The organism is Rhodanobacter fulvus Jip2 (genome assembly GCF_000264315.1).
Taxonomy (GTDB): Bacteria; Pseudomonadota; Gammaproteobacteria; order Xanthomonadales; family Rhodanobacteraceae; genus Rhodanobacter; species Rhodanobacter fulvus.
The window spans coordinates 20,882-42,843 of record NZ_AJXU01000075.1 but is presented as its reverse complement, the minus strand read 5'-3'; the positions used below and the strand labels follow the sequence as shown (position 1 = coordinate 42,843).

Annotated in this window: 19 protein-coding genes and 4 tRNA genes; 15 read left to right on the top strand and 8 right to left on the bottom strand. The window is 64.6% G+C overall.

Features of this window, described 5'->3' with window-relative positions:
- Positions 1-20 precede the first annotated feature (20 nt).
- Positions 21-785, bottom strand: coding sequence for a hydroxyacylglutathione hydrolase (gloB, locus tag UU9_RS15655; protein WP_040671222.1), 765 nt, complete (start codon positions 783-785; stop codon positions 21-23).
- 204 nt (positions 786-989) lie between these two features.
- Here gloB and UU9_RS15650 point away from each other — a divergent pair, with 204 nt between their 5' ends.
- Genes UU9_RS15650 through dnaQ form a run of 3 tightly spaced genes read left to right on the top strand, consistent with a single transcriptional unit; the run spans position 990 to position 2,870 of the window.
- The gene (locus UU9_RS15650) at positions 990-1,676 is read left to right on the top strand and encodes a class I SAM-dependent methyltransferase (protein WP_237710306.1); all 687 of its coding nucleotides are present in this window, start codon (positions 990-992) and stop codon (positions 1,674-1,676) included.
- 22 nt (positions 1,677-1,698) lie between these two features.
- Positions 1,699-2,142, top strand: coding sequence for a ribonuclease HI (rnhA, locus tag UU9_RS15645; RefSeq protein ID WP_040671209.1), 444 nt, complete (start codon positions 1,699-1,701; stop codon positions 2,140-2,142).
- On the top strand, positions 2,139-2,870 hold the full coding sequence (gene dnaQ, locus UU9_RS15640) for a DNA polymerase III subunit epsilon (RefSeq protein WP_007082743.1): 732 nt from the start codon (positions 2,139-2,141) through the stop codon (positions 2,868-2,870). Before rnhA ends, dnaQ begins: the two co-directional genes overlap by 4 nt.
- Before the next feature lie 4 nt (positions 2,871-2,874).
- Here dnaQ and UU9_RS15635 read toward each other — a convergent pair whose 3' ends face one another.
- The 3 genes from UU9_RS15635 to ppsA all read right to left on the bottom strand — a co-directional run bounded on the left by UU9_RS15635 (position 2,875) and on the right by ppsA (position 6,366).
- Positions 2,875-3,576 carry a PP2C family protein-serine/threonine phosphatase gene (locus tag UU9_RS15635; protein ID WP_007082742.1) on the bottom strand — a complete coding sequence of 234 codons (702 nt, stop codon included), beginning with the start codon at positions 3,574-3,576 and terminating at the stop codon, positions 2,875-2,877.
- Positions 3,577-3,807: 231 nt separating this feature from the next.
- Positions 3,808-3,897, bottom strand: a tRNA-Ser gene (locus UU9_RS15630).
- A 96-nt stretch (positions 3,898-3,993) separates the two neighbouring features.
- Positions 3,994-6,366, bottom strand: coding sequence for a phosphoenolpyruvate synthase (gene ppsA / locus UU9_RS15625; protein WP_007082741.1), 2,373 nt, complete (start codon positions 6,364-6,366; stop codon positions 3,994-3,996).
- A 226-nt stretch (positions 6,367-6,592) separates the two neighbouring features.
- Here ppsA and ppsR point away from each other — a divergent pair, with 226 nt between their 5' ends.
- Both ppsR and UU9_RS15615 read left to right on the top strand, forming a co-directional pair.
- Positions 6,593-7,408 (top strand): posphoenolpyruvate synthetase regulatory kinase/phosphorylase PpsR, encoded by an 816-nt coding sequence (gene ppsR / locus UU9_RS15620; protein ID WP_007082740.1) that lies wholly within the window; start codon positions 6,593-6,595, stop codon positions 7,406-7,408.
- Between the two features lie 36 nt (positions 7,409-7,444).
- Complete coding sequence (locus tag UU9_RS15615; RefSeq protein WP_007082739.1) at positions 7,445-7,921, top strand: DUF1249 domain-containing protein; 477 nt, start codon at positions 7,445-7,447, stop codon at positions 7,919-7,921.
- Between the two features lie 71 nt (positions 7,922-7,992).
- On the opposite strand, the gene UU9_RS15610 is transcribed toward UU9_RS15615, so the two are convergent.
- The 3 genes from UU9_RS15610 to UU9_RS15600 form a co-directional block, all read right to left on the bottom strand.
- Positions 7,993-8,069: transfer RNA gene (locus tag UU9_RS15610), tRNA-Asp, on the bottom strand.
- A gap of 46 nt (positions 8,070-8,115) precedes the next feature.
- Positions 8,116-8,191, bottom strand: a tRNA-Glu gene (locus tag UU9_RS15605).
- A 9-nt stretch (positions 8,192-8,200) separates the two neighbouring features.
- Positions 8,201-8,276 (bottom strand) — tRNA-Ala (locus UU9_RS15600).
- Between the two features lie 176 nt (positions 8,277-8,452).
- Between UU9_RS15600 and UU9_RS15595 the strand changes: the two genes are divergently transcribed.
- The 5 genes from UU9_RS15595 (at position 8,453) to UU9_RS15575 (ending at position 13,443) form a co-directional block, all read left to right on the top strand.
- On the top strand, positions 8,453-10,207 hold the full coding sequence (locus UU9_RS15595) for a cation:proton antiporter (protein ID WP_007082738.1): 1,755 nt from the start codon (positions 8,453-8,455) through the stop codon (positions 10,205-10,207).
- A 181-nt stretch (positions 10,208-10,388) separates the two neighbouring features.
- A complete protein-coding gene (locus tag UU9_RS15590) occupies positions 10,389-11,141 on the top strand; it encodes an FKBP-type peptidyl-prolyl cis-trans isomerase (protein WP_007082737.1) in 753 nt (250 codons plus the stop codon).
- 143 nt (positions 11,142-11,284) lie between these two features.
- Positions 11,285-12,628 carry a UDP-glucose dehydrogenase family protein gene (locus UU9_RS15585; protein ID WP_007082736.1) on the top strand — a complete coding sequence of 448 codons (1,344 nt, stop codon included), beginning with the start codon at positions 11,285-11,287 and terminating at the stop codon, positions 12,626-12,628.
- The gene (locus UU9_RS15580; RefSeq protein WP_007082735.1) at positions 12,625-12,858 is read left to right on the top strand and encodes a SlyX family protein; all 234 of its coding nucleotides are present in this window, start codon (positions 12,625-12,627) and stop codon (positions 12,856-12,858) included. Before UU9_RS15585 ends, UU9_RS15580 begins: the two co-directional genes overlap by 4 nt.
- A gap of 21 nt (positions 12,859-12,879) precedes the next feature.
- Complete coding sequence (locus tag UU9_RS15575) at positions 12,880-13,443, top strand: DUF2058 domain-containing protein (protein ID WP_007082734.1); 564 nt, start codon at positions 12,880-12,882, stop codon at positions 13,441-13,443.
- A gap of 41 nt (positions 13,444-13,484) precedes the next feature.
- On the opposite strand, the gene UU9_RS15570 is transcribed toward UU9_RS15575, so the two are convergent.
- Entirely contained in the window at positions 13,485-15,563 is a 2,079-nt protein-coding gene (locus UU9_RS15570; RefSeq protein ID WP_007082733.1) for a 3-hydroxyacyl-CoA dehydrogenase NAD-binding domain-containing protein, read from the bottom strand.
- Positions 15,564-15,853: 290 nt separating this feature from the next.
- Between UU9_RS15570 and UU9_RS15565 the strand changes: the two genes are divergently transcribed.
- From UU9_RS15565 to UU9_RS15545, 5 genes are all read left to right on the top strand, one after another.
- Positions 15,854-16,336, top strand: coding sequence for a mutator mutT family protein (locus tag UU9_RS15565; RefSeq protein ID WP_235577482.1), 483 nt, complete (start codon positions 15,854-15,856; stop codon positions 16,334-16,336).
- Between the two features lie 10 nt (positions 16,337-16,346).
- Positions 16,347-18,905, top strand: a complete 2,559-nt coding sequence (locus UU9_RS15560) for a putative bifunctional diguanylate cyclase/phosphodiesterase (protein ID WP_007082731.1) — start codon at positions 16,347-16,349, stop codon at positions 18,903-18,905.
- Positions 18,906-19,054: 149 nt separating this feature from the next.
- Entirely contained in the window at positions 19,055-19,666 is a 612-nt protein-coding gene (gene rpoE / locus UU9_RS15555; protein WP_007082730.1) for an RNA polymerase sigma factor RpoE, read from the top strand.
- On the top strand, positions 19,663-20,331 hold the full coding sequence (locus tag UU9_RS15550) for a sigma-E factor negative regulatory protein (RefSeq protein WP_050982465.1): 669 nt from the start codon (positions 19,663-19,665) through the stop codon (positions 20,329-20,331). Before rpoE ends, UU9_RS15550 begins: the two co-directional genes overlap by 4 nt.
- Before the next feature lie 140 nt (positions 20,332-20,471).
- Positions 20,472-21,929 (top strand): Do family serine endopeptidase, encoded by a 1,458-nt coding sequence (locus tag UU9_RS15545; protein WP_007082728.1) that lies wholly within the window; start codon positions 20,472-20,474, stop codon positions 21,927-21,929.
- Positions 21,930-21,962: the final 33 nt, after the last annotated feature.

Genomic DNA, 21,962 nt, shown 5'->3' with positions numbered 1-21,962 from the left:
GAGCGGAAGTAGCCGCCGACTCATGCGGCGAACGTGTTCTTGGCGTGGCGCAACGCGGCGAAGCGGGCAACGCGGTCGCCGCGGCCGTCATGGCGTTCGCACCAGGCAGATACGTCGTCGCTATCCACCCGCAGGAAGGGATTGGTGGCCAGCTCGCTGGCAAGGGAGACCGGCACGGTGGGCAACCCCTGGGTTCGCAACGTATCCACTTCCTGGCGTCGGGCCGCGAGGGCGGTATTGGCCGGTTCGACCGTGTGCGCAAAACGTCCGTTGGCCTCGGTGTATTCGTGGCCGCAGCACACCAGGGTGTCTTCCGGCAACGTCGACAAGTGGTCCAGGGATGCCAGCATTTGCGCGGGCGTACCCTCGAACAGGCGGCCACATCCGAGACTGAACAAGGTGTCGCCACAGAACACGATGCCCGCACCGAGGTAGGCGACGTGGCTCAGGGTGTGGCCAGGGATGGCGATGGTGTCGAATCCGATGCCGGGCGCCGCGAGTTCGATACGCTGGCCGTCCGCGACGGGATGCGTGGTCGCGGCGATACGTCCGTCGTCGGGGGCGTAGACGGGTACGCCATGCTGCGCGGCCAACGCCGCGGCACCGCCGATGTGGTCCAGATGGTGATGCGTCAGCAGGATCGCGCGCAGTTGCAGATCGTTCGCGATCAGTGCGTCTTCGACCACCTGGGCCTCGCCCGGATCCACCACGATGGCATCGCCCGCGTCGTCATGAAGAAGCCAGATGTAGTTGTCGGAAAGCGCCGGTAGGGGGATCAGGTGCACGATGAACTCCACTGCGTTGGGTGATCCGGAAACCGACAGGTGCAGCCTTCCGAGGCGGGAAACGCCCGACTATAAGGGGGCGGCGCCGGCGCCTCGTTAGCCTGGTGTTAAATGCTTTTAACCGTTCAGTTGCGCTCACGACCTCCGCCGCCGGCATGGTTGGCAGCAGCTACACTTCCTGGATAGATGAGTCAGGACGTCCGCATGCTTCATCGCGATCACCGGATCTACAGCAGCGCGCCTCTGCGGCAGCTGGCCGACGAGCAGACGCGTGCGATGTTGCCCGATATCCAGCGCAGCGCCGGCGCGCGTGCGTTGTCGCTGGGCGCTTCCGGCGACGGCGTGGTTCCCTCGCTGCCGATGATCGGCGGCTGGACCCGGATGTGGATTGCGACCGGCGGTTATCGCGGCGATGTGTGCGCCGCGATCGACGCACCGTTGCCCTTCCTGGACGAAGCCTTCGATGTGGTGTTGCTGCGCCACGCCCTCGAGGCCGTGGCCGAACCATCGGTCCTGCTGGTCGAAGCCATGCGCGTACTGGCGCCGGGCGGCGTGCTGGTCGTGACCGGGTTGCATCCCGTGAGCGGCTGGGCGCCCTGGTTCTATTGGCGATCCGGTGGCACGCGGACGCTGCGGTTTCCGGGGCAACTCGGCCGGCGGCTTGAACGCCATGGGCTGGAAATCGAATGGACACGGCGGGTGGGTCGACCGTGGCCAAGTGATGCGGCCCCGCGTGCAGCACCGTTCAACCCCTGCGGCGGCGGCTACGTGATGATGGCGCGGAAAAGGTGTCGCAGGGCGACGCCATTGCGCATACTCCCCGCCCCGACCCGACTGCGCGTGGCCAGTGGAAGCCTTTCACCCGGCACGCGACGCAGTGCGGTTTTGTGATTTCAATTCATAGCGAGCAATGATGAGCGAAGTGGAAGCATTTACGGACGGCGCCTGTCTGGGCAATCCGGGACCCGGTGGCTGGGCGGCCTTGCTGAGGGCAAAAGGCAGTGAACGCATGATCGCCGGCGGTGATCCGGCCACCACCAATAACCGCATGGAACTGATGGCCGCCATCGGTGCACTGGAAGCGCTGAAGCGCCCCTGCCAGGTCGTGCTCACCACCGATTCGCGCTACGTGATGCAGGGCATCGAGCAGTGGATGCCGAAGTGGATGGCCAACGGCTGGCGCACCGCGGACAAGAAGCCGGTGAAGAACCAGGATCTGTGGCAGCGCCTGTCGGCGGCGGTGGCGTCGCATCAGGTGCGCTGGAAGTGGGTACGTGGGCATAACGGCCACGTCGAGAATGAACGGGTGGATCAGGCGGCGCGTGAGCAGGCCGAGCTGCTGCGGGTAAGCGCATGAGGCAGGTCGTCCTCGATACCGAAACCACGGGCCTGGAGGTGCGTCAGGGCCACCGGCTGGTGGAAATCGCCTGCGTGGAGATGGTCGAACGCCGGCTTACCGGTCGTTATTACCAGACGTATCTCAACCCCGACCGTGCCATCGACGAAGGTGCGCGCATGGTCACCGGCATCGAAGACGCGTTCCTGCTGGACAAGCCGCACTTCGAGGACGTGGCCGAGGAATTCCTGGCGTTCATCGATGGTGCCGAGCTGGTCATCCACAACGCCAGTTTCGATATCGGTTTTCTCGATGCGGAGCTGGCGCGCCTGGGCGAGCAGGCCGGGCGGGTAGGCGACCGCTGCGCCGTACTCGATACGTTGAAGATGGCGCGGGAGCTTTTTCCCGGTCAACGCAACAACCTCGATGCCTTGTGCAAACGGCTGGGCGTGGACAATTCGCGTCGCGATCTGCACGGCGGCCTGATCGATGCGCAGTTGCTGGCCGACGTCTATCTGGCCATGACCTCGGGCCAGGTTGCGTTCGACCTGGGTTTCGAGGACGAAGCCGATACGCGCAGCACGACGGTGGCGGTGCCATTGTCGCTGCAGGAACGGCCACGCGTGCTGCGTGCCTCGGCGGAGGAAGTGGAAGCGCATCAGGGTCGGCTTGCCGCACTGGACAAGAGTGCCGCCGACGGCAGCCTGTGGCGCCGGCTTGCGTCGCCACAGGCCGAAGCCGTCGAGTAAGGCATCAACTGATGCGTGCGAGGATCGCGGTGATGTTGTCGCTGCCACCGCCGTCCAGTGCGCCGAGCAGCAATTGATCGACGCATTCCTGCGCGGCCAGGTCCGTGCGCGCCACCAGTCGGCCGATGGCCGCATCGGTGACATCCTCGGTGAGTCCATCGCTGCACAGCAGGAAACCCATGCCGGGAAGGGCGGTGCCGCGGTTCATGCCGATATGCAGCTGATCCGCCGCCGTCACGCCCAGCGCCTGGGTCAACACATTGCGCTGCGGATGTTGCGAGGCCTGCGCAGGATCCAGTTGGCCCGCTTCCACCAACGCCTGCACCAACGAATGGTCATGGCTGATCTGGCGCAAACCCTGTTGCCATAGATAGATGCGGCTGTCGCCCACCCAGGCAACCTCGTAGTTGTCGCCGATGATCCGCAACGCGGCAATGGTGGTGCCCATGGGGAGCCGGTCGCCGTTGCCGCGCGTAAGCGCAAGCAGTCGTTCGCCGGCGCCTTGCACGGCTTCGATGAGCCCATGCCCGCGCGCGACCAGATCCACCACGGCATCGCGTACCAGCGCCGAAGCCACTTCACCGTGCTGGTGTCCGCCCATGCCGTCGGCCACCAGGAACAGGCCCAGCGAGGCATCTGCGTAATACGTGTCTTCGTTGCGCGTGCGGCGCAGGCCGACGTGGGTGGCGTGTCCGAATTCGATCATGGGGGTCTGATCAAGCGAGTGGGATGCAGCATGCCGGATGCGGGGGTGGGGCGCAAAAGCAATTAGGGGTGAGCAAGTACGGGGCGTTTGCGATGGGCACGGGAAACGTGGGTATTCCGGGGTTGTTCGGCCCATCCATGGGTCGTACCCCTTCGCGCTGCGCGGGAGGGTCTCACCCAGCCGTCACCAACAGAAAAGCAAAAACGCCCCGTCTGGGGCGTTTTGCTTTTCTGGCGGAGAGGGAGGGATTCGAACCCTCGGTACGCTTACACGTACGCCTGATTTCGAGTCAGGTACATTCGACCACTCTGCCACCTCTCCAAAAGGTTCGCGTGGTCTGCGCGAGCCGGCAAGTTTACGCGGTAGGTTTGGCCGAAACAAGCGCGAAGGCATGGCCCGGAAGGCAAGGCCTGGCGCTCAGCCCGCCTTCTTCTTCGCCAGCCGCAACCAGGTATCGACCACCGTATCCGGGTTCAGCGAAAGCGATTCGATGCCCTGTTCCATCAGCCACTCGGCCAGATCCGGGTGATCGGACGGCCCTTGGCCGCAGATGCCGATGTACTTGCCCTTGGCGCGGGCGGTCTTGATCGCCATGGCCAGCAGCTTCTTCACCGCCGGGTCGCGCTCGTCGAACAGGCCGGCCACGATGCTGGAATCGCGGTCGAGGCCGAGCGTGAGCTGGGTGAGGTCGTTGGAGCCGATCGAGAAGCCATCGAAGATATCCAGGAATTCGTCGGCGAGCAGGGCGTTGGAAGGTACCTCGCACATCATGATGACCTTGAGGCCGTGCTCACTCCGGACCAGGCCGTTCTTCGCCAATACCTCGATCACCTTGCGGCCTTCGCCCAGGGTGCGCACGAACGGGATCATCACCCAGACGTTGTCCAACCCCATCGTCTCGCGCACGTGCTTGACTGCCTTGCACTCCAGCGCAAACGCTTCGGAGAAACTGGGGTCGACGTAACGGCTGGCGCCGCGGAAGCCGATCATCGGGTTTTCCTCGTGCGGCTCATAGCGTGCACCGCCGATCAGGCCCGCGTATTCGTTGGACTTGAAATCGGACAGGCGCACGATCACCGGCTTCGGGTACACCGAAGCGGCGATGGTGGCGATGCCTTCGGCCAGGCGGTTGACGTAAAACTCCACCGGGCCCGGGTAACCGGCAATGCGCTCGTCGATCTTCGCTTTCGTTTCGGCGTCCTGCTTGCCGTACTCCAGCAATGCCTTGGGATGCACGCCGATGTGGCTGGCGATGATCATTTCCAGGCGCGCCAGGCCGATGCCGGCGTTGGGCAGCATGCCGAAGTCGAAGGCGCGTTCGGGGTTGGCCACGTTCATCATGATCTTCAGCGGTGCCTCGGGCATGTCGCCGAGATCCGCCGTGATGCGCTCGAACTTCAGGATGCCCTCGTAGATCGTGCCGGTGTCGCCTTCGGCGCAGGACACGGTGACGTCGGCGCCATCGGGGATCAGCTCCAGCGCGTTGCCGGTGCCGACCACGGCCGGTACACCCAGTTCGCGGGCGATGATCGCCGCGTGGCAGGTGCGGCCGCCGCGGTTGGTGACGATGGCCGAGGCGCGCTTCATCACCGGCTCCCAATCGGGGTCGGTCATGTCGGCGATCAGCACGTCGCCGGCCTGCACCTTGTTCATGTCGGACAGCGAACGCACCACGCGCGCCTTGCCGGCGCCGATCTTCTGGCCGATCGAACGACCCTCGGCCAGGACCTTGCCTTTCGCGCTCAGGTGGAAGCGTTCGAGCTGGGTGGCGTGCGAGCGCGACTTCACGGTTTCCGGACGCGCCTGCACGATGTAGATCTTGCCGGTGTGGCCGTCCTTCGCCCATTCGATGTCCATCGGGCGGTCGTAGTGTTTCTCGATGATCAGCGCCTGCCGTGCCAGCTCCTGCACGTCCTCGTCGCTGATGCAGAACTGGTTGCGCAGTTCGGCGGGCGTGTCTTCCGTGCGTACGCGTTCGTCGGCCGCATCGGAATAGACCATGCGCAATTGCTTGGCGCCAAGGTTGCGGCGCAGGATAGCCGGCTTGCCGGCGTTCAATGTGGGTTTGAAGACGTAGAACTCGTCCGGATTGACCGCGCCCTGTACGACCATTTCGCCCAGACCATAACTGCCGGTGACAAACACCACATCGCGGAAGCCCGACTCGGTGTCCAGCGTGAACAGCACGCCGGACGCACCCACGTCCGAACGCACCATCAACTGCACGCCGGCGGAGAGGAACACCTCTTCGTGCCTGAAACCCTGGTGCACGCGGTAGGCGATGGCGCGATCGTTGTAGAGCGAGGCGAAAACTTCCTTCACCGTGTGCAGCACATCGTCGATGCCCGCCACGTTGAGGAAGGTTTCCTGCTGGCCGGCGAACGATGCATCGGGAAGATCCTCGGCGGTGGCCGATGAACGCACCGCCACGGCGATGTTGTCGGCGCCGGCATCCTTGCACAGCGTGATGTACGCGTCGCGGATCGCCTGCTCGAGTTCGGCGGGCAGGGCGGTGTCCACGATCCACTGGCGGATCTCCTTGCCGGCAGCCACCAGCGCATCCACGTCATCGACGTCCAGCGAGGACAGCCGATCCTGGATTCGTTTCGCCAAGCCGCTTTTTTCCAGGTATTGCTGGAACGCATCGGCGGTGGTGGCAAAACCGCCCGGCACCGAGACACCCAATCGGGACAGGTTGCCGATCATTTCGCCAAGTGAGGCATTCTTGCCGCCTACCTTGCCAAGGTCGGTCATGCGCAGCGCATCGAGCCAAAGCACCAGATCGTTCAAGGGGATCTCCTGAAGGCTTTCGTGTGACAACGGGGAGGGTGCAAACTGACCGGAACGGTCGGCAAAGGAGTGGTATTGTCCGCTGCCGATCGTGTGCAGCACAAGAAGACCATTGCCGTTGAGCCCCACTCCAACTGCATACCAGTCAGCTTTTGTGAAGCAAGCGCAATGATTTAATCGTGATCTATGGCGTCGTAAAAACGGTCATGACCCACCGGGAGCAGGCATGCAACGCACGGTTTTCTACATATCCGACTCCACTGGTATTACCGCGGAGACGATCGGCAACAGCATCCTGACGCAATTCGAGGGCGTCACGTTCGACAAGCATCGCCTGTCGTTCGTGGATGACGCGCAAAAGGCCGAGGCCGCCGCCGTGCGGATCAAGACCCACTACGCGCAGAGCGGGCAGCGGCCGATCGTGATCAACACGATGGCCGAGCCGGCCTTGTGCGACATCGTCGCCGCCAGCGGGGCGTTGATGATGGATGTGTTTGCGCCGTTCATCGGGCCGCTGGAGGACGAGTTGGGCGCCAAGCGCTCTGGCGCGGTCAACCGCGCGCACGGCATGGTGGACTACGGCAAATACGAGGCGCGCATCAACGCGACCAACTATGCGCTGTCGCACGATGACGGCATCGACGTGGACTATGCCGACGCGGATCTGGTCCTGATTGGCGTGTCGCGTTCCGGCAAGACGCCCACCTGCCTCTACATGGCCTTGCACTATGGTGTCAGTGCCGCCAACTATCCGTTGACCGAGGAGGATCTGGACCGGCTGGAATTGCCGGCACTGCTGCGTCCTTACAAGTCGCGGTTGTTCGGCCTCACGATCGAGCCGGCGCGGTTGGCGCAGATCCGCGAGCAGCGCAGTCCGGGCAGCAAATATGCCACCTTGAAACAATGCCGCTGGGAGCTGGACCAGGCGGCCAGGCTGATGCGTCAATCCGGCATACCCAGCCTCAACACCACGCACGTGTCGATCGAGGAAATCGCCAGCAAGATCTTTTCCCGCTTCGGTATCGAGCGGACCATGTTTTGAACGCAGGGTTTTGAACGCAGGAGTTTCGTGACAACGATGAGTGCCGTACTGGACAGCCGAACCAACTTGTTGCCGGGGCGCTTTGGCTTCCTGATGGGGCTTTATGCGGAAAATTACCATCGGCTGACGCGCCTGTTCGCGCCGCAGCAACTTGCGCCGGGCCGCTACCTGTCCAACGTGGACGACGGTTTGAACGTGCATCTCCATGTGCAGGAGTGCCATCCGTACACGCTGGAGCTTGAACTCACCTACGATTTCGTCGACGCCCACACCGGCCAGCGTTCGCCTTCGGCGCAACTGCGCATGTACACCGATGCGCACGTGGCTGAAGCGATGCATTGCCATCCCGGCCGGCACTTGTGGCAGGTGCTGGGGCCGTTCGCGCCGGCGCATACGGTGTTCCAGCATCGTCTGCGCATGAACGGCTTTCTCTCGCGCTGGCTGGAATACCTGGCCGAGCAGGGCCATTCGACGGGCACGCTGGAACGCGATCCGGCTGATACCGCGGGCTGAGCATCACGTTGTCGCGCGCACGAATCGCGCGCAACAAAAAACCCGCGCAAGGCGGGTTTTCCGTTGTGTAGTGGCGGAGCGGACGGGACTCGAACCCGCGACCTCCGGCGTGACAGGCCAGCATTCTAACCAACTGAACTACCGCTCCACATTCGTTTTTGCAGCTATTTACGTTCCAGCGTTGCGAGCCAACTTGGCGTCCCCACGGGGATTCGAACCCCGGTCGCCACCGTGAAAGGGTGGTGTCCTAGGCCTCTAGACGATGGGGACAATTCAAGTTGGTGGAGCCAGGCGGGATCGAACCGCCGACCTCCTGCATGCCATGCAGGCGCTCTCCCAGCTGAGCTATGGCCCCGCCGCTGGAAGCCCGGAAGAATAGGTCCGAGTGTCATATCCGTCAAGCGTTTTTTTCACATCGGTGAAGCACGCGAACTGCATCCGGCAACTCGGCCTTCTGCCTGTGCTTTCGCGAACGAACAGTGAGCGGGTGTTCGTTTAAGCTGGAGAATTCTGCGGCGCTGAAGAGAAGGCATGCACGAAATCGGTTTCATTCGCGACCTGGCCATGGTGATGATCGTGGCCGGTGCCACCACGATCCTGTTCCAGCGTCTGCGGCAGCCTGTACTGCTGGGCTACATCCTCGCTGGCGTGCTGATCGGCCCGCATACCCCGGGTGTGCTGGTGGCGGATCCGCGAGCGATCGAAGACATTTCCAACCTCGGTGTCGTGCTGCTGATGTTCACGCTGGGGCTGGAGTTCAGCGTACGCAAGTTGCGCCAGGTGGGAGTGGGCGTGCTGGTGGTCGCGGTGGCCGAGGTCGGGTTGATGCTGTGGATCGGCTTCGGCATCGGTGAGTTGTTTGGCTGGAAGGGCATGGATTCGCTGTTCCTGGGCGCGATCATCTCGTTGTCGTCGACGATGGTGGCCACCCGGATGCTTTCCGAGGGCGGGCAGCGGCACCACCCGTTTGCGCAGTTGGTGGTGGGCTTGCTGGTGGCCGAGGACATGCTGGCGATCATCATGCTGACCCTGCTGACGGCCGTGGCCATCGGTGGCTCGGTACAGGCGGAAGCGGCTTTTACGCTGATTGGCCACCTTGGCCTGTTCGTGATCGTGGGCATGATCCTGGGGTTGCTGCTGCTGCCGCGGCTGGTGGATTACGTGGCCGGTTTCGGTCGCGACGAAACCTTGCTGGTCAGCGTGCTTGGCATCTGTTTCGGTGCCAGCCTGCTGGCCGCGTGGATGGGTTTCAGCGTGGCCCTGGGCGCGTTCCTGGCGGGTGCGATCGTGGCCGAATCGCGCAGCGTCGCCCGCGTGATGCATCTGGTCGAGCCGTTGCGCGACATGTTCGCCGCGCTGTTCTTCGTGGCCATCGGCTTGAAGATCGACCCGGCGATGCTGCTGCATTACGTCCTGCCGGCGCTGCTGATCGCCGGCGCGGTGATGCTGGGCAAGACGCTGGCCTGCAGCGTGGGCATTTTTGCCATCGGCCACGATGCGCGCACCTCGTTGCGTGCCGGCCTGGGGATGGCGCAGATCGGCGAGTTCTCGTTCGTCATCGCCACGCTGGGTCTGTCGCTGGGCGTGATCAGCGATTTCATCTATCCGATCGCCGTGGCGGTGTCGGTGGTCTGCATGGCGGTCTCGCCGTATCTGAGCCGCTCCGCGGACAAGCTCGCCAACGGATTGACCCGGGTAACGCCACGCTCGGCGCGGTTGCTTGCCACCAGCTACAACGGCTGGCTGGCCAACCTGAAGCCGGTCAACGAGAACGCGGCGCTGGCGGCAATCTTTCGCCGGTTGTTGTGGCATATCGGCATCAACGTGCTGCTGGTGGTCACGCTTTTCATGCTGGGTGCCTACGTCAATGCGCATAACTGGGCGTGGTTCTCGATGATCGGCATCGGTCGCGAATTGCGCCACACGCTGATTTGGGCGACCGCATTGTTCCTGTCGCTGCCGATGCTGATCGCGGTGTATCGCAAGGCCGAGGCGCTGGGCATTCTGCTGGCGGAAATCGGCATCAGCGAGCGCTTTACCGGCGCCTATACCCAGCCGATGCGCAACGTGCTGGCGCGGATCATTCCACTGGTGACCTTGCTGGCGCTGGGGGTGCTGGTCAGTGCACTGGGTTCGACCATCCTGCCGCCGCGCGGAGTGGCGCTGTCCCTGGCCCTGCTGGGCGTGGTGCTGGCAGTGGTGATGTGGCGCAACCTGGTGCAAATGCACGCGCGTCTGCAAGCCGCACTGAAGGACACCCTCGACAAACCGGAACAAACGCCCTGACCGTGGTGGCGGCCGGCGACATGTGAAATGGATGTCACGTCGAATGAACCTTTACCGTTGCCGAAGGTCGGACGTCTGCATCGTTGCCAAGACCGGGCAGGCACCGCACAATGCGTGGCCTGCCTCCATCGGGGAGGCCCGGATGGTGACGCCGGCATATTCCATGACGAGGGAGTTTCGAATGAAGCAATTTCTGCGTCCCACGCTGACCGCCACTGCGCTGGTCGTTGCGTTGGGCATGACGTCGAGCGTGTTCGCTCAGGCTGCCGCCGGCGCCGCCGGCACGGTCGACAAGGCCAAAGCCAGCTACGTGATTGGCTACCAGATGGGCGAGCAAGTGCCGCCGATCATGCGCGACGAGCTGGATCCGACCGCCGTTGCCAACGCTGTCAAGGCTGCCATGCTCGGCCAGAAGCCGACCATGACCGATACCGAGGCCAAGCAGGTTCATGACGCGTTCATGGCCAAGGTGCAGGCCAAGTACAAGGTCGAGATGGACAAGCTCGGTGCCAAGAACAAGGCCGAAGGCGCCGCGTTCCTGGCCAAGAACAAGTCCAAGCCGGGTGTGAAGACCACGGCTTCCGGCCTGCAGTATGAAGTGATCAGCCAGGGTAGCGGCCCGCGCCCGGGTCCGAACGACACGGTCGAGATCAACTACACCGGCAGCTTCATCGACGGTCAGGTGTTCGACGCCTCGTCCAAGCACAATCCGCCGGGCGCCGCCAAGATTCCGCTGGCTGGCGTGATCCCCGGTTTCCGCGAAGGCCTGCAGCTGATGCAGCCGGGTGGCCACTACAAGCTGTATATCCCCTCGACCCTGGCCTATGGCTCGGAGCCGCGTCCGCCGATGCCGCCGAATGCCACGTTGATCTTCGACGTGACGCTGGTCAAGACCGGCCCGACGCCGGCCGGTTCGGGTGCCTCGGGCGGCTGATCACCTCCGACGTCCCGCGATAGCAGCATGGCAAGGGCGCGAAGCGATTCGCGCCCTTTGCTTTTCTCGAGCGGCAACAAGCGTCACGTTGCCACCGGCGGCCGGCTAGAATAGTCGGCTCGGTTTCAAGGAATTAACTTGCGATGAAAGTAACGATTTTTGGCACCGGCTATGTAGGCCTCGTAACAGGCGCCTGCCTCGCGGAAATGGGCAACCAGGTGATATGCGTCGACATCGACGCATCGAAAATCGAGCGCCTCCAGCGCGGTGAAGTTCCCATCTACGAGCCGGGCCTGGAACCCATCGTGCGGTCCAATGGCGCCGAGGGGCGGCTTGGCTTTACCACCGACGCAGTGTCCGCCGTGGCCCATGGCGAGGTTATTTTCATTGCCGTGGGGACGCCGCCGGACGAGGACGGCAGTGCCGATCTTCAATATGTGTTGAGCGTTGCGCGCACCATCGGGGCGCATCTTGACCGGTATGCGGTGGTGGTGAACAAATCCACCGTTCCCGTGGGTACCGCCGATCGGGTGCGCGCCACTATTTCGCAGGCAGTGGAATCGCGCGGCGTCGAGGTGCCGTTCGACGTGGTTTCCAACCCCGAGTTCCTGAAGGAAGGGGCTGCGGTGGAGGATTGCCTGAAACCGGACCGCATCATCGTCGGCGCTTCAAGCGAGCGCGCGGTGACGGTGTTGCGCAGCTTGTACGCGCCGTTCAACCGCAGTCACGACCGGATGGTGGTGATGGACGAGCGTTCGGCCGAGCTGACCAAGTACGCCGCCAACGCGATGCTGGCAACCAAGATCAGTTTCATGAATGAGATCGCCAATATCGCCGAGCGGGTCGGCGCCGACGTGGAACTCGTGCGCCAGGGCATCGGCTCCGATCCGCGTATCGGTCACCATTTCATTTACCCGGGCGCCGGTTACGGTGGCTCGTGTTTTCCCAAGGACGTGCAGGCGCTGGAACGGACCGCACGCAGCCATGGCTACGACGCACGCCTGCTGGCGGCGGTCGAGGCGGTCAACCACGATCAGAAGGCCAAGCTGTTCGAGTTGATCTCGCGTCATTTCGATGGCCAGTTGGCGGGCAAGACGATCGCGCTGTGGGGTTTGGCATTCAAGCCCAATACGGACGACATGCGCGAAGCGCCCAGCCGCCGACTGATGGAAGCCTTGTGGCAAGTCGGTGCCAAGGTACGCGCGTTTGATCCGGAAGCACGGGCCGAAACGGCTCGCCAGTACGGCGAGAGGGACGACCTGGTGCTGTGCGAACACGCCTACGATGCGCTGCAGGGCGCCGACGTACTGGCCATCGTCACCGAATGGAAGGCGTTCCGCAGCCCCGATTTTTCGCGTATCCGTGGCCTGCTGAAAACCCCGGCCATTTTTGACGGGCGCAACCTCTATGAACCGGCGGCGGTGGAAGCGGCAGGGCTGGCGTATTACGGCATGGGGCGTGGGCGCAGCCTGCAGGTGGCGAAGTGAGCAACGATGGCGCGGGCTACGAGGGGCTGGAGCAGCGGCTGGCCGAGCTGGAAGTGCGGCTGACCTTCATCGACGACACCGTCGAGGCGCTTGCGGTGGCCGATGCCGATCAGTCGCAGCGCATCGCCGCGCTGGAGCGTGCGGTGCGCGAACTGCGCGGCGAGCTGATGTCGGTACGGTTGGGCCAGGCGCCCGACCCGCATAGCGAGCCGCCACCGCCGCATTATTGATACCCACCGAGATTTCCGACCATGGCCGATTCCCTGCGCGACCAGTTGCTGAAAAGCGGCATCGTCAAACAAGTACGCGAAGAAAAACGCCCCGCTGCCCCATCCGCCAGGCCGGCACAGAAAGGCCGGCCATCGAAGCCGCCACGCCACCGCGTACCCGCTGCCGCTACCGACGCCGACGGCATCAACCTGGCGCGCGCGTATGCGATGCGCGCGCAGACCGAAGCCAGCGAGCGCAAACGCGCCGAGCAGGAGGCAGCGGAACAGGCGCGTCTGCGGCGCGAGCAGAAGCAGAAGATCCAGCAGTTGCTGGCGGGGAATACGCTCAACAAGGCGGACGCCGACCAGCCACGCAACTTTGAATATGGCGGCAAGATCCGCCGCATCTACGTCGATGCGGCACAGCTGGCGGCGCTCAATGCCGGCGAGCTGGGCGTGGTGCAGCAGGGCGGTCGGTACGTGCTGGTGAACCGCGACATCGCCGAGCAGGTCAAGGCGATAGACGCACGGCAGCTCGCCTTGCTGGTCGATCCCGCCGCGGCGGGTGTCGGCGATGATGGCGTGCCCGACGACCTGATGTGGTGAAGCGGCTTGGAACAACCGGCGCGCCGCGCCGGTAATCCGGTCTATGCGCCGGTCATGAGGGCGGCGCCGGCGCTGACTGCCAGGGCCGGGTTGTCCCAACCTTTCTTCGGCATGAAACGCTCGCCGTGGCGTTGCGCCAGCTGCTCCAGCTTCTGCTTGAGCTTGTCCACGCCTTCGCTGCGCGCGTACTGGATCGGACCGCCACGAAACGGGGCGAAGCCGGTGCCGAAGATCACGCCCGCGTCGAGCAGGTCGGCGTCGTCGACCACACCCTCGTCGAGGCAGGCGATCGCCTCGTTCACCATCGGCAGGATCATGCGCTCCTGCAGATCCGGCGGGGTGATGTAGTCCGGGTCGACTTCGGGTTTTTGCGGCTTGCCGTCCTGCCAGACATACAAGCCCTGGCCATCCTTCTTGCCACGCTTGCCGGCGCCGAGCCGATCATCCAGCCCGGGCGGAAGTTCCAGCCCCAGGAACGGCGCCAACTCCTTGCCGACGGAGGCGCAGACATCGAGCCCGACGGTATCGGCCAATTCGATCGGGCCCATCGGCATGCCGAATTTCTTCGCTTCGCGGTCAAGCACCGGGCCGGGTACGCCCTCGGCATACATGCGCATGGACTCGAGCAGGTACGGCATCAGGATGCGGTTGACCAGGAAGCCCGGCGTGCCCTTTACCGCCACCGGCAATTTGCCGATCGCCTTGCAGAACGCCAGCGCGCGTTTCTCGATGGCTGGATCGAGCCGGTCGTGACGCACCACTTCAACCAGCGGCATCTGCGCGACCGGGTTGAAGAAATGCAGGCCCAGGAAGCGTTGCGGTGCGACCAGCCCTTCGCGCAGCTCGTTCAATGGAATGCTGGACGTGTTGCTGGCGAGAATTTCGTCGCTTTGGAACTGCGGCTCCATCGTGGCGTACAACGCACGTTTGGCGTCGGCGTTTTCGTAGATGGCCTCAATGGCCAGATCGGCTTCCGCCACGCCGCTGCCTTCCACGTCGGCGCGCAGGCGGTGCGCCGCCGCGGCGATTTTCTCCGGCGTCTTGAGCTTTTTTTCGTACAGCGCACGGGCGCGATCCAGCGCCGGCTGCACGTATTTCATCTCGCGATCCTGCAGCGTCACCTCGAACCCCTTCAACGCCGTCCACGCGGCGATGTCGCCACCCATCACGCCCGCGCCCACCACGTGCACGTGTTCAATGCCGTGCTCGACGCCGGCGCCCTGGTTCTTGAGGCGCTCGCTGAGGAAAAAGATGCGGATGAGGTTTTGCGCTGTCGGCGTTTCGGCCAGCTTGGCGACGGAACGCGCTTCCAGTTTCAGCCGCTGACGGATATCCGGCCCACCGCGCTTCCACACGTCGATCAGGGCGAACGGCGCGGGGTAGTGTTCCTTGCGCACTTTCGCGGCCGTCTGCTTCAGTATCACCGGCGCCAGGATCTGGCGTACGGGCCAGAGGTTGCTGGCCCAGGCCTTGGCGCGTCGTGCCAGCGGGCGAGAGGAGGGGCGACGCACCATATGGCGCGCCTCGGCCAGCAATTCGCCGGCGCTGGCCAGGCGGTCGACCACGCCCAGGTTCAGGGCGCGGCGGGCGGACAAGGGTTTGCCTGTCAGCATCAGCGGCAAGGCGTCGGTCGCGCCAATCAGCCGTGGCAGGCGCGCGGTGCCGCCCCAGCCGGGATGAATGCCCAGTTGCACTTCGGGCAGGGCGATGCGGGTTTTTTCGTCGTCGACGGCGATGCGCTGGCGGCAGGCCAGGATCAGTTCGGTGCCGCCGCCCATGCAGGCGCCGTGCACGGCCGCCACCGTGGGGCAGGGCAGGCGCGCCAGTGCTTCATAGATCCGCTGGCCGTTCTCGATGTTCTCCAGCACCGTGCCGCGCCGGGCGTAATCCTTGAACTCGGTAATGTCCGCACCGACGGCGAAGCCGGCGGGCTTGGCGGAATGAATGATCACCCCGGCCGGATTCTCGATCGCCAGCCGTTCGACGATCTGCCCCAGCTCGTCCAGCACGGCGCCCGAAATGGCGTTGACGCTGCTGCCGGCGCGGTCGAGCGCGAGGGTGACGATGCCGCTGTCGTCCTCGTTGGCTTTCCAATGATTGAAGCGTAATCCTTCGAACATGGGATCTGCAGACATGGCTTGGGAATGTCGAACCTTACCGTTCCATCGCCGTGAATGCGAGACTCGTCACCCATCGATTCAGGCATCACCGGATGAGGGGCGAGGGCGGATGCGGGATCGGCCAAACGTTAATTTTTCGACGACGGCTGTCGTCGGCACGGATTCAAAAAAGTGCGCGCAGTGGCTGGGCGATGGCGCGTGCACCGGGCTAGACTTGAGCGAGACATGATTGCCGCGCCGGCGGGGATATCAATGACGAGACGCATGCTGTGGGCACAATGATCTTGCCGATGGATACCGCATCGTCGCAGGCGGGCACCGAGGTGTTCGAGCAGATCCTCGGTGCGTCCAGCGGCCTGGTGCTGCTGCAGAGCGAGGATTGCCCGGGCTTGCTCGAACAATTCCGCTCGATCGCCCGCCACACCGGGCAGGCGGTCTACCTGTGGCAGCCGGATACCGGCCTGGGCAGCATGCGTGACGCGCACGTGCGCGTTCCCGATTGCCAGCGCCTGGGCAATGCGCTGCGTTTCATGCAGCAAAGCCTGCATTTCGGCGTGTATGTGCTGGTTGGCCTGGAGCTGCCGCTATCGGCGATGGACGACACCTTGCTGCGGCAACTGGCCCGCATGCCGCAGGGGCACCTGCGTCGCGTGGTGCTGGTGAACGCACCGCCCGCGCTGGCCGAGCACCTGGGTACGCTGGCGGTGCATCTGCGCAGCGACGACAGCTCGCCGCGTCGCCTGCGCCTTCGCGATGGCCGCTGGCTCATATGAGGGCTTGCGCATGATGGCGGGCGTCCTGATCGTGGCCGAGCAGCGCGAGCTGCGTCGGCGGGTGTTCGACGCGCTCGACCAGGCGGGCTACGCGCAGATCTACAGTGCGCGCGATATCACCCACGCGGCGATCCTGCTGGAAGGGCGTCCGCCCTTGCAGTTGATGGTGGTCGTCATCAAGGGTGATGGCGTGCAGGGCCGCGCCTCTTGCGAGCAACTGCGCCAACTGCCGGCGACGCTCGACGTGCCGTTGATGCTGATAACGACCGACGAGGCGCCGCTTCATCCCGATCATTGGCCGGCGGGCACCGTGGATTGGTTGCATGCCTCGCGCGTTGCCGCGGAACTGTTGCCGCGCTGGCGCCGGGCCAGCGCCCTTGCCGGCGCACCCTTGCCGGCGTTGCCGCAGATGCCGATGTCGGAACCGACCGGCGACCGTTATGCATTCCAGGAAGACGACAGTGAATGGCTGATCGCCGAACTGTCCGCCACTTGCCCACTGCTCGAAGTCAGTTCCGCCGTGATCCGGCACAGCCGCCTGCCGGCCGATCATTGGAAGGGCCGTGCGCTGTCGCAGGTGCTTTCCTTCGAGGGCGTGACGATCGAGCAGGTGATTACCGAGGCCAATCGACGCTGGTATCCCTGCCAGCGACGCTCGGCCGAAGGCAGCGATACCGGGCAGGCAAACGCGCGGCTGGTAAGCCACGACGGGCGCGATGCGGTGGCGTTGATCTTCCGCAGCGATCGCGCGGATCTGCGCGCCGAGGCCGCGCTGTCGCTGCTGTCGCGCATGTTTGCCTCGACCAATGGCGTCGATGCGCAGACGGCGGCGGCACGTTTGCTGTTCGATGAACTCGGTCTCGATTACCTCGCGGTCTGGTCGTTGCCTTCCGGGAGCGCCGGCATACCGGTGCAGCAACTGCAATTGTGGAACGGCCCCGAACCAAGCTGGCCACCGCCCGCGGCGCAGCCTTCGCTGACCCAGGTATTGGCCGGTGGCACGGTGACCTACCGGCACGATGGGCGCAGCCAGGTGGCCGACGATCCACTGCTGCAGGTGCTGGGCCTGACCGACTTCGCCGGCATGCCGCTGTACGACGAGCGGCATACCGTGCTGGGCGCCATGCTGGCCGGCAGTCGTCGTGGCTTTGGCGCGGCGGGCATCGTCGAACCCGTGCTGCATTGTGCCGCGGCGCGGTTCGCGCAAATGCTGGAGCTCGGCCTGACCCGCGAGCAGGGCCGCAGCGAAGGTCTGCTTGATTCGCTCACCGGTCTGCCCAACCGGTTGCTGTTCAACGACCGACTGGAAACCATCATCCGCGAGGCGGTTCGCAACGGCGAATGTTTCGCCGTGCTGTTCGTGGACCTGGACCGATTCAAGGCGGTCAACGACAGCCACGGCCATGCCGCCGGCGATGCCGTGCTGCGCTCGGTATCGCGACGCCTGTGCGGCAGCGTGCGCGCGTCCGACACGGTGGCACGCTACGCCGGCGACGAGTTCACCGTGGTGCTGCGCCACATCGTGAAGAACGATGACGTGCTGCGCGTGGCGGAGAAGATCGTGCAGGTGATGGAGACGCCGCTGTACCTCGACGACGGCACCGAGTTGCAGATCACCGTATCGATGGGCGTGAGCTTTTTCCCGGATGACGCCAGCGACGCCGAAACCCTGCTCAAGCACGCGGACGAGGCGATGTACGCGGCCAAGCATCTGGGCCGCAACAACTTCCAGATCTATGAGGTCAGCCCGGAATACGCGCAGGAGCACGGCATGGCGCTGAAGACGCGCCTGCGCCATGCCGAGGGCAATGGCGAGCTGCGCGTGGTCTACCAGCCGCAGGTAAACACCGAGACCGAGGACATTGTCGGCATGGAGGCGCTGCTGCGCTGGGAACATCCGGAGCTGGGCACCATCAGCCCCGCGGTGTTCATTCCACTGGCCGAGGAAACGGGCCTGATCGTGTCGATCGGCGAGTGGGTGATGCGTACCGCCTGCCGCCAGGCGCGGGAGTGGGAGGAACGCTACGGCCTGCGTCTGCGCCTTGGCGTCAACCTTTCTGCGGTGCAACTGATGGAGCCGCGCCTGCTCGACACGGTGGCGAAGGTGTTGATGGACACCGGGCTCGATCCCGACTTGCTGGAAATGGAAGTCACCGAGAGCATCAGCATCAAGGAAGCACCGAACCTGGTGGAAAACCTGCACGGACTGCATGAGCTGGGCTGCCACATCGCCATCGACGATTTCGGTACCGGCGCCGCCTCGCTCGATTACCTGCGGCGCCTGCCCGCCGACCGGATCAAGATCGACCAGAGCTTCGTGCGCAACATCGGTGTCGACCCGGATGACGAGGCGATCGTTCGCGCCACTATCGAAATGGCACACCGGCTGAAGCGCGCCGTGGTGGCCGAGGGCGTGGAGATCGAGCAGCACCTGGAATTCCTGCGTGCCCACGATTGCGACGAGTTGCAGGGCTACCTGTTCTGCCGGCCGGCCACGCCGGTCAGCTTCGGCAACCTGCTGGCCGAGCGGCAGCGGCTGTTGAGCACGCGGGCCACCGAGCCCGCCTGAACGGACAGGTGGCAGGGGCCAACGTTTTTTCCACAATCAATCCGGCGCGCGACATTACACTGTGCGGCGCGCAAGCTGAACTTGTGCGGCGGGCGTCGGTCTGAGATGCGCGTTCGGCTCCTACAGTTTCGCAGCGGATGACGGCATTGATGATGGATACGGCCCGCACGGGCGAAAACGAACTGGACCAGGCGCTGGTTGAGCGCGTCCAGAAAGGGGACAAGGCCGCCTTCGATCTGCTGGTGCGCAAATACCAGCACAAACTGATCGGGCTGGTGTCGCGCTACGTGCGCAGCCATGCCGAATGCGAGGACATCGCCCAGGAGGCCTTCATCCGCGCCTGGCGCGCCATCGGCTCGTTCCGCGGCGACAGCGCGTTCTACACCTGGCTGTACAAGATCGCGGTGAATACCGCCAAGAACCATCTGGTGGCCGCGGGCCGCCGACCGCCCACCGACGACATCGATGCCGACGACGCGGTGTTCATGGCCGGCTCCCAGCGCATGCACGACAACGCCACGCCCGAGCGCGAAATGATGCGCCAGGAAATTGAACAATCGGTGTTCTCCACTGTCCAAGCGTTGCCCGAAGAGCTGCGTACCGCCATAACACTGCGTGAAGTGGATGGCCTCAGCTACGAGGAAATCGCCGAGGCGATGGGCTGTCCGATCGGTACGGTGCGGTCACGCATATTTCGGGCACGTGAAGCGATCGATGAAAAACTGCGGCCACTGTTGTCGGACCGCGAGGACCAGACATGAATCAGGCAGGCATGAACCCGGAACACCGCGAGCAACTATCGGCCGCCATTGATGGCGAATTGTCGGCGGAGGAGCTGCGCTTTCTGCTGCGTCGCCTCGACCACGACACCGCATTGTCGCAGGCGTGGTCGCGGTATCACCTGGCCGGCGATGGCGTCCGGCGGCAAATGCCGCCGCTGGCGTCGGCCGGTTTTGCCGCGCGTGTCATGCGCGCCGTCGAGCGGGAATCGGCCGCAGCTTCCGCGGCACCGGCGCCAGGCGCACGTCGCCATTGGCTGCATTGGTCGGCCGGCGGCGCCATAGCCGCCAGTGTGGCGGTGGCCGCATTGCTGCTGGTGCAACCGGCGGGTGAAACGGGTCGCGTCGAAACCGCCGCGGTCGATTCGGCGGGCGTGACCACATCGTCCGACCACGCCGCGCTGCCGTCCTCGGCGGTGCCGGCCACGGTTCCACCGTGGTTGAGCGGCAACTCGGCCGAGTTGTACAGCCAGCGCGCCTCGGCCACGCTGGGTGTGCCCGGCGGCGGCAATCTGGTGCCGTATGCCCGCGACGGGACGCCGATGCATCGCTACCGCACGCTCGACAATCACGACGGCAGCTATCTGTTGTTGCTCGATCCGCAGCAACAGCGCGAGACCGCGAACAGTCGCGCATTCCCGCGCTGACCCGCGCCCGCGCGTTGCTCTGCGCAGACTTCCTGTTTTCACGCGCCGCCGGTTCGTGGTCCGGCCGACGCGGTTGCTGGCGACCGGTCATGCCCTGACGGTCGCGTATCCAGCCGTTTGCCCACTCCCAAGGAGGAATCATGAATCGATCCATCTTGCGCGTTGTCGCGTGCCTCGCGCTGACCGGCTTTCCCGCGTTCTTCGCGGTGCAGGCGCAACCGGCCGCTGCTGCCGGCCTGCCTGATTTCACCGGGATCGTTGAAAGGAATGCACCGGCCGTGGTGCATGTCGAAGCGAAATACACCGGCGCGAACGATCGCAGCCGCGGCATGGTGCCGGGCCCGGGCCAGGCCGATGATCCGCAGGCGGAATTGTTCCGGCGTTTCTTCGGCATGCCGATGATGCCGTCGCCGCAGGAGCAGCGGCACACCTCGCTGGGGTCGGGTTTCATCATTTCCGGTGATGGCTACATCCTCACCAACAATCATGTGGTCGACGGGGCCGACAAGGTCAGCGTGCGGCTGCAGGACCGGCGCACGTTGACCGCCAAGGTGGTCGGCACCGACCCGACCTACGACATCGCGTTGCTGAAGGTCGACGCGGGCGGCAAGTTGCCGACGGTGAACATCGGCGATTCGCGCAGCTTGAAACCTGGCCAGTGGGTGCTGGCGATCGGCTCGCCGTTCGGCTTCGACTACACCGTGACCCAGGGCATCGTCAGCGCGGTGGGACGCAACCTGGGCCAGCGCGACCAGCCGTATACCTCGTTCATCCAGACCGACGTACCGATCAACCGCGGCAACTCGGGCGGCCCGCTGTTCAATCTGGACGGCGCCGTGGTGGGCGTGAACTCGCAGATCTATTCCAACACCGGTGACTACCTGGGTGTGTCGTTCTCGATCCCGATCGACGTGGCGATGAATGCGGTGCAACAGATCAAGAGCAAGGGCTATGTATCGCGCGGCATGCTGGGCGTGATGGTGCAACCGGTCGACGACGACATGGTCAAGGCGTTCAAGCTGGACAACGCCGTGGGTGCGGCGGTGGCGGCGGTCACGCCCGGTAGCGGTGCGGAGAAGGCCGGCGTGCAACCTGGCGACATCATCCTGGCGTACAACGGCCACGCACTGCAGCAGGCTCCCGATCTGCCGCCGCTGGTCGGCATGACCAAGCCTGGCACCACGGTGCCGCTGGAGATCCTGCGCGACGGCAAGAAGCAGACGCTCAAAGTCACCATCAGCGAGGCCGAACGCGACAAGAACGCGGTAGGTGCAAGCGCCGGCGGCCCATCGTCCGCGCGCAGCGGTTCGGCGGCGCTTGGCTTGACCGTACAGCCGCTGGACAACGACACGCGCAAGCAACTGGGGCTGAAGTCGGGGCAGGGCGTGGTGATCGGCGAGATCACCGGGCCGGTGGCAGCGCAGGCCGGGTTGCGTGCGGGTGACGTGATCCTGATGGTCAACCAGAAGCGGATCGGCACGGTCGCCGAATTCCATGACGCCACCAAGGATGTGAAGCCCGGCAGCACGGCCTTGCTGCTGGTGCGTCGCGGCGAGCAGAGCAACTTCGTGGGGTTGACCGTACCCGACGGGAAATAAGCGCCACGTTCCATCGCTTTGACGCGCGGGCGC